This is a genomic window from Micromonospora sp. NPDC005707 (genome assembly GCF_040631005.1).
Lineage (GTDB): Bacteria > Actinomycetota > Actinomycetes > Mycobacteriales > Micromonosporaceae > Micromonospora.
In genome coordinates this window covers 289,282-303,600 of record NZ_JBEXYR010000006.1, presented here as the reverse complement: position 1 = coordinate 303,600, position 14,319 = coordinate 289,282, and the positions used below count along the sequence as shown (strand labels likewise).

14 protein-coding genes, 1 tRNA gene and 1 pseudogene are annotated in these 14,319 nt (G+C 68.1%); 6 read left to right on the top strand and 10 right to left on the bottom strand.

From position 1 onward, the window contains the following. Positions 1 to 663: a hypothetical protein gene (locus ABZ452_RS14340; RefSeq protein WP_357942516.1), complete on the bottom strand. Its 663-nt coding sequence runs from the start codon at positions 661 to 663 to the stop codon at positions 1 to 3. 110 nt (positions 664 to 773) lie between these two features. Between ABZ452_RS14340 and ABZ452_RS14335 the strand changes: the two genes are divergently transcribed. Both ABZ452_RS14335 and ABZ452_RS14330 read left to right on the top strand, forming a co-directional pair. After that, entirely contained in the window at positions 774 to 995 is a 222-nt protein-coding gene (locus ABZ452_RS14335; RefSeq protein ID WP_357942514.1) for a hypothetical protein, read from the top strand. 749 nt (positions 996 to 1,744) lie between these two features. Further along, complete coding sequence (locus ABZ452_RS14330) at positions 1,745 to 4,816, top strand: N-6 DNA methylase (protein WP_357942512.1); 3,072 nt, start codon at positions 1,745 to 1,747, stop codon at positions 4,814 to 4,816. Between the two features lie 658 nt (positions 4,817 to 5,474). Here the strand turns inward: ABZ452_RS14330 and ABZ452_RS14325 are convergent. The 3 genes from ABZ452_RS14325 to ABZ452_RS14315 all read right to left on the bottom strand — a co-directional run bounded on the left by ABZ452_RS14325 (position 5,475) and on the right by ABZ452_RS14315 (position 7,717). Beyond that, on the bottom strand, positions 5,475 to 6,053 hold the full coding sequence (locus ABZ452_RS14325; RefSeq protein ID WP_357942509.1) for a hypothetical protein: 579 nt from the start codon (positions 6,051 to 6,053) through the stop codon (positions 5,475 to 5,477). A gap of 228 nt (positions 6,054 to 6,281) precedes the next feature. Continuing rightward, positions 6,282 to 7,088, bottom strand: a complete 807-nt coding sequence (locus tag ABZ452_RS14320; RefSeq protein ID WP_357942507.1) for a hypothetical protein — start codon at positions 7,086 to 7,088, stop codon at positions 6,282 to 6,284. Positions 7,089 to 7,351: 263 nt separating this feature from the next. Continuing rightward, positions 7,352 to 7,717 (bottom strand): cyclic-phosphate processing receiver domain-containing protein, encoded by a 366-nt coding sequence (locus ABZ452_RS14315; protein WP_357942830.1) that lies wholly within the window; start codon positions 7,715 to 7,717, stop codon positions 7,352 to 7,354. A gap of 60 nt (positions 7,718 to 7,777) precedes the next feature. On the opposite strand from ABZ452_RS14315, the pseudogene ABZ452_RS14310 reads away from it, so the two are divergent. Next, positions 7,778 to 7,978 (top strand): annotated as a pseudogene (locus ABZ452_RS14310) (tyrosine-type recombinase/integrase); the annotation flags it as partial. A gap of 77 nt (positions 7,979 to 8,055) precedes the next feature. On the opposite strand, the gene ABZ452_RS14305 reads toward ABZ452_RS14310, so the two are convergent. Then, positions 8,056 to 8,127: transfer RNA gene (locus tag ABZ452_RS14305), tRNA-Val, on the bottom strand. 49 nt (positions 8,128 to 8,176) lie between these two features. Then, entirely contained in the window at positions 8,177 to 8,710 is a 534-nt protein-coding gene (locus ABZ452_RS14300; protein WP_357942505.1) for a TIGR02611 family protein, read from the bottom strand. Between the two features lie 273 nt (positions 8,711 to 8,983). On the opposite strand from ABZ452_RS14300, the gene ABZ452_RS14295 reads away from it, so the two are divergent. Then, positions 8,984 to 9,415: an SsgA family sporulation/cell division regulator gene (locus tag ABZ452_RS14295; protein WP_007457244.1), complete on the top strand. Its 432-nt coding sequence runs from the start codon at positions 8,984 to 8,986 to the stop codon at positions 9,413 to 9,415. Between the two features lie 81 nt (positions 9,416 to 9,496). Here ABZ452_RS14295 and ABZ452_RS14290 read toward each other — a convergent pair whose 3' ends face one another. Beyond that, positions 9,497 to 10,273: an SDR family oxidoreductase gene (locus ABZ452_RS14290; RefSeq protein ID WP_357942503.1), complete on the bottom strand. Its 777-nt coding sequence runs from the start codon at positions 10,271 to 10,273 to the stop codon at positions 9,497 to 9,499. Positions 10,274 to 10,553: 280 nt separating this feature from the next. On the opposite strand from ABZ452_RS14290, the gene ABZ452_RS14285 reads away from it, so the two are divergent. Together ABZ452_RS14285 and ABZ452_RS14280 are read left to right on the top strand one after the other, a co-directional pair. Next, complete coding sequence (locus ABZ452_RS14285) at positions 10,554 to 11,339, top strand: AraC family transcriptional regulator (protein WP_357942828.1); 786 nt, start codon at positions 10,554 to 10,556, stop codon at positions 11,337 to 11,339. 7 nt (positions 11,340 to 11,346) lie between these two features. Next, entirely contained in the window at positions 11,347 to 11,802 is a 456-nt protein-coding gene (locus tag ABZ452_RS14280) for an Rrf2 family transcriptional regulator (RefSeq protein WP_357942501.1), read from the top strand. Between the two features lie 4 nt (positions 11,803 to 11,806). Here ABZ452_RS14280 and ABZ452_RS14275 read toward each other — a convergent pair whose 3' ends face one another. From ABZ452_RS14275 to ABZ452_RS14265, 3 genes are read right to left on the bottom strand one after another with little or no spacing between them, the layout of a single operon-like run. After that, a complete protein-coding gene (locus tag ABZ452_RS14275; protein ID WP_357942499.1) occupies positions 11,807 to 12,418 on the bottom strand; it encodes a malonic semialdehyde reductase in 612 nt (203 codons plus the stop codon). Beyond that, on the bottom strand, positions 12,415 to 12,978 hold the full coding sequence (locus ABZ452_RS14270; protein ID WP_357942497.1) for a flavin reductase family protein: 564 nt from the start codon (positions 12,976 to 12,978) through the stop codon (positions 12,415 to 12,417). The genes ABZ452_RS14275 and ABZ452_RS14270 overlap by 4 nt, the downstream gene beginning before the upstream one ends. Then, on the bottom strand, positions 12,975 to 14,309 hold the full coding sequence (locus ABZ452_RS14265) for an LLM class flavin-dependent oxidoreductase (RefSeq protein ID WP_357942495.1): 1,335 nt from the start codon (positions 14,307 to 14,309) through the stop codon (positions 12,975 to 12,977). The genes ABZ452_RS14270 and ABZ452_RS14265 overlap by 4 nt, the downstream gene beginning before the upstream one ends. Positions 14,310 to 14,319 lie beyond the last annotated feature (10 nt).

Genomic DNA, 14,319 nt, shown 5'->3' with positions numbered 1-14,319 from the left:
TCAACGGACCCGCCGCACCACGCCAGTAGACCATTCGAGAGCGCGACGCCACCTCGGAGGCGGGTCTAGCCGCTTGTGGGCGACGGCGGTCAGGTTCGCCAGAGCTTCCTCTAGCCGCTCAGCGGCCCGCTTCAGCTCTCGGGTCCGCACGGCTGGGCGGTAGATGTTCGGGGATCCGTGAGCGAGCACGACGGCAAAGAGCGCGTCGCTGAGATCTTTGCCGGCGACGGCCACAGCCGGCTCGGGGAGCAGCAGCACTCGGCCTAGCGCCGCCCCAACTCGGCTCAACGGCCCACTAATAACAGCCATCGCAGCATCCGCCGACTTGTGATCCCAGTCGACGACTGTCTGGCTTGCTCGGAGCGTCCCATGCCCCCAGTTCCCCTCGGCCTTACCGGCGATGAACTCCAGGAAGGCCATCCCGACGCCTTGGCCCCTGACTCGCCATGAGTTCCATCGCGTGTCGTAGGCCGCGAGCGCGATCTGAAGATCGAACACAGCGGCTATCAGCTCGTTCAGAGCTATACGTAGTTGATCACGTGCGTTGGCCTTGCTGGTCCGGTTCTGCAAGTGACGAGCGCTCAGGAAGCCCACCATGGCGGCCGCCAAGGTGAAACTTCCGGCAACCAGCGAAGTGGTGATCGTGGGAGAGGTGGCCTGCACGCCCTCACCTTCTCGTGCAAGGCGAAGGATGGATCGGCGACTCGCCGATCTGAGACCGATCACGAGTGTGCGCCGTCAGTAGCCGGCCGCGATCGGCCTATGATTCCACGATGGACCTCACCGTGCAGAGATCTCAACCTGAAGACCCCTGGAGCTCCAAGACCTTCCCTGTCCGCGTGCCAGGGCGAGACGAGATCGGAACCGTCATCGATTCCCGCCACATCGGCAAGCCTGACTTGGGCATGTCGGGGCATCTCGTCTACTTCGAGAGCACGGGCGAGTGCGTCTGGTACGCGGCGAAGCACGTCACGCGGGTGCAGCGAGAGGCATGAGCCAGCCCTGCCGGGTCTCGCCAGCTGCAATCGACCGCAACCAGCAACGCCAGACCCGGGACGGGGCGCGTTCGTGCACCCCGGCCCCGGGCTGGTGACGGGGTTGTTAGCTACTGCGGGACCGGCGTCGGAGTACAACTCCCACAGCAGCAACCGCGCCCAATGTGTTGGCGCTGATGGCGCCGATCGCAGCCGGAGCCACCTCCGCAACGACATGCCTGGCGAGCATGACAATGCCCAGGGTTGAGCCGATCGCCACCAGCGTCACCAGCATCACGGCCCACAGCGCCGCCAGTTCAGCCTCAATTTGAGGGTTCCGCTGGCCCCGCCTCGTTCGTCTAGCTACCCTTTGCACGTTCCCCACCCTCGTTACGACTCGTTACAGGCGATGTATCGACAGCCGGGAACCTGCGGCGGCCTCGGGATCGCACTCCCGGGGCCGCCACTCTTGATGGCCCCCAACTGTCGCTCGCCGAACTGTAGTGGCTTCAGTCCGCTAGTGCGGCAAGTCCGTTACACAGCACGGAAATATCTCCCAACCGCCGAGAGCCGCGTCGCCTGCCGGCCCTCGCGCCTGCGGCAGGAACCCACCGTCACCTGCTGCTTCAGTAGCGCACCGCCGGCTCCGTCGTGGCGAGAAGTAGCGCGTGCTCCGCAGAGCCGTCCCACGGCATGAGACGAGGTCATGTCGGTAGCGCCAGGTCAACCTAGGTACTCTGCCTGCACCGGCCCGTCTTGGAGGAACGCCGATGCCGCCCACCGCCGCAGCCCAGGCCATCGCACGCCTAGCATCTCGTGACGCCACCCGCACTGAGGCCGACCTCCAAGCCGACATCTACGTGGTCTTGACCAGTGGCGGTCTCTCCCTCGCCGACCACCAGGTCGCGCGGCTGGAGGTTCAGACCGGCGACGGGACACGCCGCCGACTGGACGTAGAAATCGGACATGCTGTGATTGAGGTCAAGCGAGACCTCCGCGTCGGCGGTGTCCTTCGGGACGCCGAGCTGCAGCTTGCCGGATATGTGTCTACGCAGTCGGCTCGACTCGGCACGCGCTACGTAGGCATCCTCACCGACGGTACGCAGTGGCGCTTGTACCACCTAGTCAACGGGACGTTGGAGTGTGTCGCCGAGCTAGAGCTCAACACGTCGAATCCAGACGTTGAAAGGCTGCTTGTCTGGCTAGAGGCGATTCTCGCGACCCAGGACCGCGTGCTGCCGACACCCGAGGAGATCCGACGCAGGATTGGGGCCTCATCTCCATCGCACCTGTTGGATCACGCAACGCTTACCTCGTTGTACGCACAGGCCGCCGAAGTTCCTGAGGTGCAACTAAAGCGTCAGCTTTGGAGCAAGCTTCTTCGGACTGCGTTCGGCAAGTCTTTTACGGACGATGCGACTCTCTTTGTAAATCACACCTTGCTTGTCCTAACCGCGGAGATAATCGCTCATGCAGTAGTGGGATTTGACGTCTCACGCACTGGCAATCTGAACCCCAGCGCCTTGGCTCAGGGCACCAGCTTCGCGAGCGCGAAGGTCCATGGAGCGGTAGAGGCTGACTTCTTTGACTGGGTCCTGCACATCCCAGAGGGGCCAGACTTCATCACCGACCTCGCGCACCGAATCGGTCGGTTCGATTGGAGCCAGGTCGAACACGACGTCTTGAAGGTTCTGTACGAGTCCGTCATCAGCCAGGACGAGCGACGAAGCTTGGGTGAGTATTACACGCCCGATTGGCTCGCCGAGCGAATCGTCGCGAACACGATCCGTGATCCACTGTCCCAGCGCGTCCTGGATCCATCATGCGGCTCGGGCACTTTCCTATTCCACGCGATCAGGGCATACCTTTCAGCAGCCGACGATGCCGGAATTCCTTCCGGCAAGGCAGTAACAGCGCTTACCGAGCATGTTTTCGGGATGGACATCCATCCGGTCTCGGTGACACTCGCGCGAGTGACGTACCTTCTCGCAATCGGGAATGACCGCCTTCAGGCCCCTGACAGGGGCCCCATCTCTATCCCCGTATATCTCGGAGACTCACTACAGTGGGAGCAGCGCCGAGACCTGTTCGGCGGTCGTGACGAGATTAGGATTGCCACGTCCGGCGACGATCTCGTCGCCGGGGGTGGAATGCTTTTCGGCGATGACCTGGTCTTCCCACGCAGCGTGTCGCACGACGCAGGGGATTTCGACCGCTTGGTAGATGCTATGGCTAACCGCGCCGTGACTCCATCCGCTAAGCAGAGCAAGGAACTCATACTTCCTACTCTTCGTCAGTTCGGCGTACACGAGGCCGACATTTCAACCCTTGTACAGACCTTCGACACGATGCGGCGATTGCACGACAGCGGGCGGGACCACATTTGGGGTTACTACGTTCGTAACCTCATCAGACCTCTCTGGCTCGCGGAGCCCGCCCACCGCGTCGATGTACTGGTCGGTAACCCTCCATGGCTTCGTTATTCGTCCATGACGGATAGCATGCAGGACCGATACAAGGCTCTGGCAAGGGACCGCGGGTTGTTGAGCGGCCCACTCGGCGCTTCCGGCCGCGACCTTTCAACACTCTTTGTCGCTCGTGCAGTGCAGCTGTACTTGAAAGACTCGGGCAGGTTTTCGTTCGTTATGCCTCACGGCGTTCTTACTCGGAAACCTGCTGATGGGTTCCGCTCTGGCCGTTGGGGGGCCGATGTCAATGTCGCTTTCACCGAATCATGGGATCTCCAGCATGCCCCCACAGGTTTCCCGATGGTGTCGTGCGTTGTGCATGGGCACGTGACGGCAGGCAAGCCCAAGACGATGCCGGCGGATGTCACCGTCTGGTCCGCTCGGCTACGCTCTCCAAACGTTAGCTGGGACCAGGCAAAGGCACGCTTCCAGATCGAACCGGGGCGGGTTCAGCCCCTCAGCTCGACCAACTTGCCGGCTGCTTCTCCATACAAGTCTCGTTTCCGCCAAGGCGCAGTTCTTGCCCCTCGTGTTTTGCTATTTGTGGAAGAGGCTCCGGCCGGGCCTCTAGGAGCTGGAGCGGGCAGACTTCCTGTTCGCTCTCGCCGCACAACTATTGAGAAGCCGCCGTGGAAGGAATTGCCATCACTCACCGGAGTGGTTGAGCAAGCCTTTGTTAGGTCGGTTCACCTTGGTGAGACGCTCCTACCGTTCCGGCCTACAACTCCCCTTCGCGCAGTTCTCCCCATTACGGACCGCTCCATCATGACGCCATCCCAGATCGACAACCACCCTGATCTGAACTCGTGGTGGGAGAAGGCGGAGCAACAATGGTCGGCGAACAAGCCGGAAAGCGACTCAGGGTCACTTCTTGACCGCATCAACTATCACAACCAGCTTAGCGCTCAACTCCCGGCCGCCCGCCATCGGGTTATCTATACTGCTTCAGGCAATACGTTGGCGGCGGCACGGATCGATCGGGCGGACATTAGTATCGAACACGTTCTGTATTGGGCCGCCGCAAGCAGCATCGAAGAGGCGCGCTTCCTGACCGCAATCCTGAACTCAGGCGTTGTGCTGGAGCGCATTCGGCCGTTGCAAACGCTAGGCCTGTTCGGTCCTCGGCATTTCGATAAGCACGTCTTCGATGCACCCATTCCGGTTTTTGACGCCGGCAACAGTGAGCATATGAAGTTGGTGTCGCTGGCGGCTGACGCTGAGGAGGTTGCTGCCGGGGTGGATGTCACAGGAACGAGGGACTTCAAGCAGGCACGCAAGTTGGTTCGTAACGCCTTGGCCAGTAGTGGCATTACCGACCTCATTGAAACCGCCGTGGCGACAGTTGTACCCCCCGTAGCCATTCCAGAGGTATAGCTCAGGACTTCTTCGAGGCCCCTTGGATGCCATCCCGTATGCCATCGACCCGCCCTCCTGGGGAGCAGGCCAGCGTTCGGCCCGCCACGTCAAGCGGGCCTTGACGCAGGTTCGGACGCTGGCGGGTCGGGCGGTGGTCTGCTCGGCTCGCCCGGGTCGATGGCAGGCGGGATGGCTTCCCACCGCAACCACCCACGGACCGTGACCCGCCGACGCAGCCCCGGCCATCCTGGAGCCGGAGCGCCCCCGCCGGAGGCGCCCTAACCGCAACCCCGCGACCGCCGCAAGCTCGCCGACGCGGCCGGCGTCCGCTCCCCTACGCCGCGCCGGCTCGTGGCCGCGCGGCCCGGCCGGCTGCCGGCCCACCACACCCCCGGTCAACGGCCTGTCGTTCTGCGGCGGCCCACCGGGCTCCCCGCTCTCCGCGCCAGCCGCCGGGCATCAGGCGTGACGGCCGCAGAGCGACAGCGGCAGCGGCCGGCGCGCGCCCAGGCGGCGGCGCGTGCGGCCCGTCAAGGGCCGCCTTGATAGATGTACAGAAAGTTCTCCCACATCGGCTGGCAGCCATTTGTCCGGTCTCGGGACCTGCGCGACACATCGTTATCAGGACCTGCGTGACAGCCAGACGAGGCAACGGTCAGGCGGTCGCCCGAAGCCGTTAGGGGAACGTGGCCGCGGTGATGGTCGCTGCACCGGCCTCGGGCATCTGCTCGTGCATCGTGATCACATCGCCGGTTGTCAGACGTCGCCAGCGTTCCGGGCTCAACGGTGCTAGACGAACAGCACCGCGCTCGCCGGGCTTAAGGTCCGGCTCGTGCTCGACCCAGATCCGGGCGACGTACAGATCCGGGTTGCCCGCGGCTGTCACGTCCCCGATGTCCCACAGCGGTCGAAGGCGCCCATCGCCTGGTATGGGCATGTGCCGGCCACCCGGAGCAGTGGACTCGACGAGCTGAAGGTCCGCGCGGATAACGCCGTGGAGCACTTCAAACCGACGCCAGTGACACCATCGCTCGGCTCTGTCGAGCTGCATCCAATGGGCGGCCTGGGCGCAGAGGTCCCAGAACGAGGTCTCGGCGGGGTAGACATCGCCAAGCTCCATGAGAATGTCCAGTGCAGCTTCCCAGTCATGGTGTCCGACGTACTCACTCGCATCGGTCACCGTCCAGCCAGTGCTGCTCGTCGCTGACGCGGGGACGCGAGAGGCGGCCTGGCGAAGAAGGTCGGGGACATCCATGCCGTGATTCTCCAGCAAGGTTCGGCGGTCCTGTCTCCGCGCAAGAAGCGGCCGGGTTCGAGATCTTCTAGCCGGACGTGTCACTTACGTCCCGAGACTGATCTGTCATGCAGGTCCTGAGACCCGACACGGCTGGCAGCCATTGCGTCCTCCGTCGACTGAGGTGCGGCACGCATCCGCCAAGTGGTCGGCGACAGTCGATGGCGCGGATCGCGGCATGAATGAGTGTCAGGGGTCACCTTCGGTCCGCCGCCAGCGGTGTCGCTCGGGGATCCAGGCGAGGGCGTCGGCAGTGGTCGGGTCCGTCAGAGCGACTACGGATTCGTCAAAGAGGTGCCACTCGTGCCGGGAATACGCTTCGGCGGCGATGAGCAACGTCGACGCGTGGTCGCCGTGCAGCAAGACCTCGCTCACGAGCCCAGCATCGTGACGGCCCTCAACAACGTTGTCGTAGACGACTTCCACCTGGTTGATTGGGCCGCATACGAGTGGAATCCCTCGGCGGGACCGCAGTGAGCCGGAGTCGGACTCCGGCAGTCGGAGTTCGACGGTCGGAATGAAACAGAGGCCGAAGAGCGCGTCATCCTGGTAGACGCTGACCTCTGCCGATGCGTCGGCGCCAACGGCGCGTAGCCAGGCGTAGGGCGTTCGCGCGGCGTCGGGTTCAGCCCACGCAATCGCGACATCGTTAGGACCAGACTCAAGGGCCCATTCCACCCCCTCCCACGACTCGACACTCATGGAGGCCAGCAGAAGTGCGGCCGAGATGTTCTCAGTGATCCAGCCGTGTCGGTCAGCCAGTCCAGCGGCAGCCAAGAGGTCCGCCACAGCCTCGTGCGTCATGGCGGCTAGGTCGTCCGCCGAAGGCATGATGTGCCCGCGCGCTGCGGAGAAAACCGGGAACGGGCCACTGTCCTCGCGGAAGACTGCCCAGGCCGGTTTACCGGTCCGGCTGGTGAACTCCCAGCCAAGGCCGTCTCGGGCGCTCACATCGCTGGCGACAACCGCATCCCACAGAGAGCGCCAGTCGGTCATCAGTCAGCTCCTTTCGCGTGTGATGGCCTGTCGCCAGCCCCCATCCGCACGGTAGCGACTGTGCGCGGCGAACCGGCGGTGTGCGGGCTCAACTCTTGGCAGATGCGCGCGTAAACCGTCCGTCGCGGGCGTCGGCAAACTTCTAGACCTTGTCGCGCATCAGCTGGCGGAGATGTGACGCACATCTGCTGGCGGATCACAGGCTGGCAGGCGGTAATCGGCTTCATCGGCCGTCGACGCTGCGGTGTCCGGCTGGCCGGCCGCTAATCGGCCTCTGACAGGTAGCCGACCTGCGGTGATCCAGCCGCCGAGCGGACGTCGTACCCCCAGCGCCGCAACGCCTGAATGATCTTCTCAGCGCCGGCCGGGTTCGCCGAGTGGACGTACACCAGACCGACATCGAACGGGCGCCCCTCGAACGCGGCCCGCTCCAACACCTCGACGACCGGCCAGATCGTGTCGTTCTCGCCGAGGTCGTGATCCAGCCACAGCTCGTCCACCCGTTCTCCGCGGTGTCGCTCCAGCGCCTCGATGCCGGCCCTGCTGCTGCGCGCAACGTGTGCCACCCGGCCATCCACGAACGAGCGCAGGTCGTCAACCAGCACGGTTCCCGGCAGCTTCTCGTTAATCACGCCACCATCCTTGGACCAGCGCCCCGCTATCGCCAGCGCTATTGGGGCCTACTCCTGGCGGGAGTCAAGCCGATCACCGTCCACGACGCCAGGCGCACCTGCGCCACGCTGCTCGCCGACCTCGACGTCCACCCCAGAGTCGCCATGCAGGTGCTGAGGCACGCCCGCTTCTCCGTGACGATGGAGATCTACACCCAGGTATCGACCAAGGCGACCAGAGACGCCCTTAAACGCCTTGGTGATTCACTCGGCCACTGACGCCGCTGCTGTACTTAACTGCTGTACGACAGCAGAAAGGCCACCTCCCGAAACCGGGAAGTGGCCTTTGACCTGCGTGGGCGATACTGGGATCGAACCAGTGACCTCTTCGGTGTGAACGAAGCGCTCTCCCGCTGAGCTAATCGCCCTCAGCGCCGATGACTCTACCTGATCGAGACCCCGGACCAAAACCGGGTCTCAGTGCGTCGCGAGGTAGTGCAGCGCCCGTGCCACGAGGTCGATCCCCAGGCTGTACTTGAGCGACAGCCACACCACGACCGACACGAACACCAGCCCGGCGGCGCCCAGGGCGCAGCGCACCGGCAGCGACCGGCTGGTCGCCCACCGCGTCCAGGCGTTGACGTGCCGGCGGGTGAAGGCGAGCAGCCGGCGCGCCCAGTGGAACTCGACGGCCCAGACGCCGAGGCCGGCGATCACCAGCAGCCAGCCGGGGCCGGGCAGCGGGATCAGGGCGACGCCGATGGTGACGACGATGGCGCCGAGCACGCCGATGAAGATCTTGAGGGCGATCCGGCCGGTGGGGTTGGCCCGGATGAGTTCGAGGGTGGTGTGCAGGCGCCCCCGCCATCCACCGCGGCGCCGCTCGGCGAGAGCGGTACCGGAACGCCCTTCGACAGGCACCTCGTACCCCCGACTTTTGGCTGCTCGGGCCGCACCTTTCGGTGGGCCGGCCGTGGTCCTCGTTTCCACCGAGGAACCCCTCGTGACCATTTCCACCCCCAGTGTCGCCCGGGACCGTCACCCCTGCTGAGGACTGGACGTTACCGGAGTAAGTCGACGACTGAAGCACCCGTTGCCGGGCGGGATGACGGATCGGGCGGAAGCGGAAATCCTACAAGAATTTTCATGTTCTCGGAGGCTTTCCGACCCCCTTCCCACCACTGGGTGAAGTCAGCGTATGGCGGAGCGTAGCCAGGAGCAGCACCTGAGTATGGGAAAAGCGGGACACGCGCGTTCCGCAGCGGTGCCGGGGGGAGAACGTCCATGAGTGTCATTCGACCGACGACCGTAGAGGTCGAGACGTCGCTAAGGCTCGTCGCGCCTGACGCCACCGCCTTGCCGGTGCGTGCCAGTCTGCGTTACGACCCTGCTGACCCGTATGCGGTCCATGTCCTGTTCCACGCCGAATCCGCCGGCGGCGAGGCGGTGAGCTGGTCGTTCGCGCGCGAACTGCTGGTCACCGGGCTCGACGAGCCGGCCGGCATCGGCGATGTCCGGGTCTGGCCGTGGGCCACCCCGCGCGGCGACTTCGTCGCGCTCGCGCTGTCGTCGCCGGACGGCAACGCCCTCTTCGAGGTCCCGCGCAGCGTGCTCGTGCGCTTCCTGCGCCGGACCTACGTCGTCGTCCCGCGCGGCCGCGAGGCCGAGCACCTGGACGTCGACACCGCGGTGAACCGGCTGCTCGCCGGCCGCTGACACGGCACACCCCGGGGCCGCGCGGATCTGCCGAGTCCGCGCGGCCCCGGGCCGTCGGTGCCGGGGTACGCCGGGAGCAGCTCAGCCGTGCGTGGTGATCCCACCGTCGACCGGGATGACCGCGCCGGTCAGGTACGCGCCGGCGCGCGACGACAGGTAGATCGCCGTGCCCGCCATGTCCTCGGGGCGGCCGATCCGGCCCAGCGGCACCTGCTGCTCGATGGCCGACCGGGAGGCCGGGTCGTCCAGCGCGAAGGCCATCATCTTGCTCTCGAACGGCCCCGGCGCGATCGCGTTGACCGTGATCTGCTCGCCGGCGAGCTGGTGGGCGAGGCTGCGGGTGAGCATGTGCACGGCCGCCTTGGTCGCCGAGTAGGCGTACACGTCCATCCAGGGCACCCGGATGCCGTCGATGGAGCCGATGTTGATCACGCGGGCCGGGTCGTCGGGGCTCGCCGCCGCCCGCAACGCGGGCAGCAGCGCCGTGGTGAGCCGGAAGACGGCCTTGACGTTGACGGCCCACAGCTTGTCGAACGCGGCCTCCGGGTACGCCTCCAGCGGCGCGCCCCAGGTGGCGCCAGCGTTGTTGACCAGCACGTCGAGCCGGTCGGTGCGGTCCCGCACGGCCTGCGCCAGCCCGAGCGCGCCCTCGTCGTGGCCCAGGTCGGCGGCGATCGCCTCGCAGTGCCCCTCCGCGGAGAGGTCCTTGGCCACGGTCTCGCAGACGTCGGCCTTGCGCGACGAGATGATGACCTTGGCGCCGGCCCGCACGAAGCCCCGGGCGATCATCAGGCCGATGCCCCGTGAGCCGCCGGTGACCAGCACCGTCTTGCCTTCGACCGAGAACAGATCCGTCATGCCCATCCCATCGCCGGTGTGCGGGGCCGCGGGCCGGTCGGGCGACCCCGGCGCTACCGATCGGTAACCTAACCGTCCCCCGTCGGTGCCGACAAGGCCGGCCGAAACCGTCGAGATGCAACGTGCGCACCGGGCGGTTACCGTCGGGACGATGGTCACTACCGGTCAGCCCTCCCCGGCCACCCGCACCGACCTGTCGACGCCCCGCGTCGACGCCGACGAGATCGGCACCGGTGCGCTCGCCGACCTGGCGCCCGCGTCCGGCTGGTCCCGGCCGGTCATGCTCGACGCCGACCTGCTGATCCTGGTCACCCACGGTCACGGCAGCGCCGAGCTGGACTTCCGCGCGCTGCCCTGCCGCCCGGGCACGCTGTTGCGGGCCCGACCCGGTCAGGTGCTGCGCTGCCTCGGTCCACAACTCGACGCGACGGTGGTGCGGTGGGGTCCGGACACGCTGCGCGGCCTGGACGTCGACCCGGACGCCGTGCCGGCGTACCGGCAGCTCGCCGGCGAGGACGAGGACGCGGTGATCAGCGAGGTGACCCAGCTGGCGGTGGACGCCGACCGGCACGCCGGCGTCCCGGCCGCCGTGGCGCTGCTGCGTCACCAGCTCGCCGTGCTGCTGCTGCGGTTGAGCCTGCTGCCCGCCGCCGGGGAGCGGGCGACGCCGCGGGCCGAGACGGAGACCTTCCGGCGGCTGTGCCGGGAGGTCGAGCGGGGCTACCGGCACACCCGCCGGGTGGAGGACTACGCCGCCCAGCTCGGCTGCTCGGTGCGTACCCTGACCCGGGCCTGCCTGGCGGTGACCGGCCGCAGCGCCAAGCAGGTCATCGACGAGCGGGTGGCGTTGCAGGCCAGCCGGCTGCTCGCCGCCACGGACGAGCCGATCGCCCGGATCGGCCGGCGGCTCGGCTTCCCCGAGCCGACCAACTTCGGTCGGTTCTTCACCCGGGAGGTGGGGGTGAGCCCGGGCGCCTTCCGGGCCGCCCGCGAGCAACCTCTGCCCGTCCGCATGGTGCGCCCTCGCCCGCCCGCCGACTCCCCCGCCCCGGCCGGCCGGGCATGATGGCACTGTGCAGATCTCCGCGCGCGGCGACTACGCGGTCCGGGCCGCTCTGAGCCTGGCCACCGCGTACCCCACCCTGGTGTCCACCCAGGCCATCGCGGCCGAGCAGGACATGCCCCGCAAGTTCCTCGAGGCGGTCCTGGCCGACCTGCGCCGGGCCGGCATCGTCCGGGCCCAGCGCGGCGCCGAGGGCGGCTACACCCTGGCCCGGCCACCGCGTGACGTCACCATCGGGCAGATCCTGCGCGCCGTCGACGGCCCCCTCGCCGGGGTACGCGGGCTGCGCCCCGAGGAGACCCGGTACGAGGGCGCGGCGGAGAACCTGCCCCGGCTCTGGGTGGCCGTCCGGGCCGCCGTCCGGCAGGTGGTCGACGAGGTGAGCCTGGCCGAGATGGCCAGCGGGAAGCTCCCCGGCCACGTCCGCAAGCTGATTGCCCGCCCCGACGCCTGGGAGCCCCGCTGAAGCCTCAGAGCGTGCTGACCACCTCGGCGTAGTCGAGCCGCGGCAGCCGCTCCCGCCAGGCCTCCGGCGCCGGCCGGCCGATGTTCATGAGCAGCAGCACCCGGTGCCGGCCGTCCGGGAAGAACTCCCGCTCGACCCCGAAGGCGTCGAACCCGGCCATCGGGCCGGCGGCCAGCCCGGCGGCCCGTACCCCGATGAGCAGGTAGCCGATCTGGAGCGCGGCGTTGAACCGGGCCTGCGCCTCCCGGCCGGCCGGGTCGCCGGTGAACCAGTCCCGCGCGCCGGGCCGGTGCGGGAACAGCTCGGGCAGCCGGTCGTGCCAGTCGACGTCGGCGGCGAGCACCGCGGTCAGCGGCGCGCCCGCGGTCTTGTCGCGGTTGCCGGAGCTGAGGTGCGGCAGCAGCCGGGCCCGGGCCGCCGCCGAGCGCAGCAGCACCACCCGCAGCGGCTGGGCGTTCATCGCCGTCGGGCCGTTGCGGACCAGGTCGTGGACGGCCCGCACCTGCTCCTCGTCGACCGGTTCGTCGGTGAACGCGTTGGCCGTGCGGGCCGCGCGGAACAGCAGGTCCTGGGCGGCCCGGTCGAGCGCGAGCAGGTCGGTGGCCGGTGCGCTCACCACGTCTCCGGCCAGGCGCCGAGGGTGGTGGTGTAGCCGCCGCGGTGGTGCACGAGCGGGTCGCCGTCCTCGCCCGCGCCGAGCGCGAGGGGCTCGGCGAGCACGAGGGTGTGGTCACCGGCCTCGATCCGGCGGACCACCCGGCAGAGCAGCACGGCCAGGGCGTCGCCGATGAGCGGCACCCCGAACGGGCCGGCCGCCCAGCCGGGGTGGGCGGCGAACCGGTCGATCCCGCTGGTGGCGAAGATCTTCGCGACCTCCTGCTGGCCGGAGGCGAGCAGGTGCACGGCCACGTGCTCGGCGTGGGCCACGGTCGGCCAGCTCGACGACTCGCGGCCGAGGCAGAACGAGACCAGCGGCGGGTCCAGCGACACGGAGGTGAACGAGGTGGCCGTGAAGCCGGCCGGTGGCAGCGGCGGCAGGCGGCGGCCGGTGTGCAGGCCGGGGGTGGTGACCACGGTGACCGTGGACGCCTGCCGGCGCAGCAGGCCGCGGAACGTGTCGGAGTCGACCGGCCGCAGCTCGACGGTGCCGGCCCCGGGCCGGTCCACGGTGGTCACGCCGTCACCAGCTCTCGGCCGGCGTAGGTGCTCGCCGGGCGGGGCAGCCCGTAGTGCTCGCGCAGGGTGCGGCCGGTGTACTCGTGCCGGAACAGGCCGCGCCGGCGCAGCAGCGGAACGACGTGGTCCACGAAGGCCTCCAGTCCGTGGGGCAGCAAGGGTGGCATGACGTTGAAGCCGTCGGCGGCGCCGTGGGTGAACCAGAGCTCGATCTGGTCGGCGATCTGCTCCGGGGTGCCGGCGACGACCCGGTGCCCGCGACCGCCGCCGAGCCGGCCGATGAGCTGCCGGATGGTGAGCTTCTCCCGGCGGGCCAGGTCCACCACGAGCTGGTAGCGGCTCTGGTGGGACTGCACGGCGCTGACGTCGGGCAGGTCGGGCAGCGGCCCGTCCAGCGGCAGCCCGGTGAGATCGAGACCGGTCATGCCGGAGAGCTGGGCGAGGGCGTGCTCGGGCACGATGAGCGCCTCCAGTTCGTCGGCGAGGGCACGGGCCTCGGACTCCGTACCCCCGATCACGGGCGCGATGCCGGGCAGCACCTTGACGCCGTCGGGGTCCCGGCCGGCGGCGGTGGTCGCGCGGCGGAGCTCGGCGTAGAACGCCTGGCCGTCGGCGAGGGTCTGCTGGGCGGTGAAGACGGCCTCGGCGTAGCGGGCGGCGAACGCGATGCCGTCGGCGGACGAGCCGGCCTGCACGAGCAGCGGCCGGCCCTGCGGCGGGCGCGGGGTGTTCAGCGGCCCGTGCACCCGGAACCGCTCGCCCTCGTGCGCGATCTCGTGCACCCGGTCGGTGTCGGCGAAGACGCCGGCCGCGGTGTCGAGGACCAGCGCGTCGTCCTCCCAGCTGTCCCAGAGCTTGATCGCCACGTCGACGAACTCGGCGGCCCGCCGGTACCGCTCGGCGTGCGCCGGGTGGTCGTCCAGGTTGAAGTTGCGGGCCTCCCGGGCCTGTGCGGAGGTGACGATGTTCCAGCCGGCCCGGCCGCCGCTCAGATGGTCCAGCGAGGCGAACTTCCGGGCCAGGTTGAACGGCTCGTTGTACGTGGTGGAGGCGGTCGCGATGAGGCCGATGTGCTCGGTGGCCGTGGCCAGCGCGGCGAGCAGGGTGAGCGGCTCGAAGACGGCCTGGATGTTGTGCCGGACGGCCGGACCGACGGCGAGCCCGTCGGCCAGGAACACCGAGTCGAGCGTGCCCCGCTCGGCGATCCGGGCCAGCTCCTGGAAGTGCGTCACGTCGGCGACCCGGCGCGGGTCGGTACGCGGGTGCCGCCAGGCCGCCTCATGGTGGCCGACACCCATCAGGAACGCGTTGAGGTGCAGGGTTCGGGACATGGGGTTTCCT

Bases quoted from the DNA above. Each gene is read 5' to 3' on its own strand.
- ABZ452_RS14335 (WP_357942514.1), top strand. From the start codon at position 774: ATGGACCTCACCGTGCAGAGATCTCAACCTGAAGACCCCTGGAGCTCC.
- ABZ452_RS14330 (WP_357942512.1), top strand. From the start codon at position 1,745: ATGCCGCCCACCGCCGCAGCCCAGGCCATCGCACGCCTAGCATCTCGT.
- ABZ452_RS14325 (WP_357942509.1), bottom strand. From the start codon at position 6,053: ATGGATGTCCCCGACCTTCTTCGCCAGGCCGCCTCTCGCGTCCCCGCG.
- ABZ452_RS14320 (WP_357942507.1), bottom strand. From the start codon at position 7,088: ATGACCGACTGGCGCTCTCTGTGGGATGCGGTTGTCGCCAGCGATGTG.
- ABZ452_RS14300 (WP_357942505.1), bottom strand. From the start codon at position 8,710: ATGGTCACGAGGGGTTCCTCGGTGGAAACGAGGACCACGGCCGGCCCA.
- ABZ452_RS14295 (WP_007457244.1), top strand. From the start codon at position 8,984: ATGAGTGTCATTCGACCGACGACCGTAGAGGTCGAGACGTCGCTAAGG.
- ABZ452_RS14290 (WP_357942503.1), bottom strand. From the start codon at position 10,273: ATGACGGATCTGTTCTCGGTCGAAGGCAAGACGGTGCTGGTCACCGGC.
- ABZ452_RS14285 (WP_357942828.1), top strand. From the start codon at position 10,554: ATGCTCGACGCCGACCTGCTGATCCTGGTCACCCACGGTCACGGCAGC.
- ABZ452_RS14265 (WP_357942495.1), bottom strand. From the start codon at position 14,309: ATGTCCCGAACCCTGCACCTCAACGCGTTCCTGATGGGTGTCGGCCAC.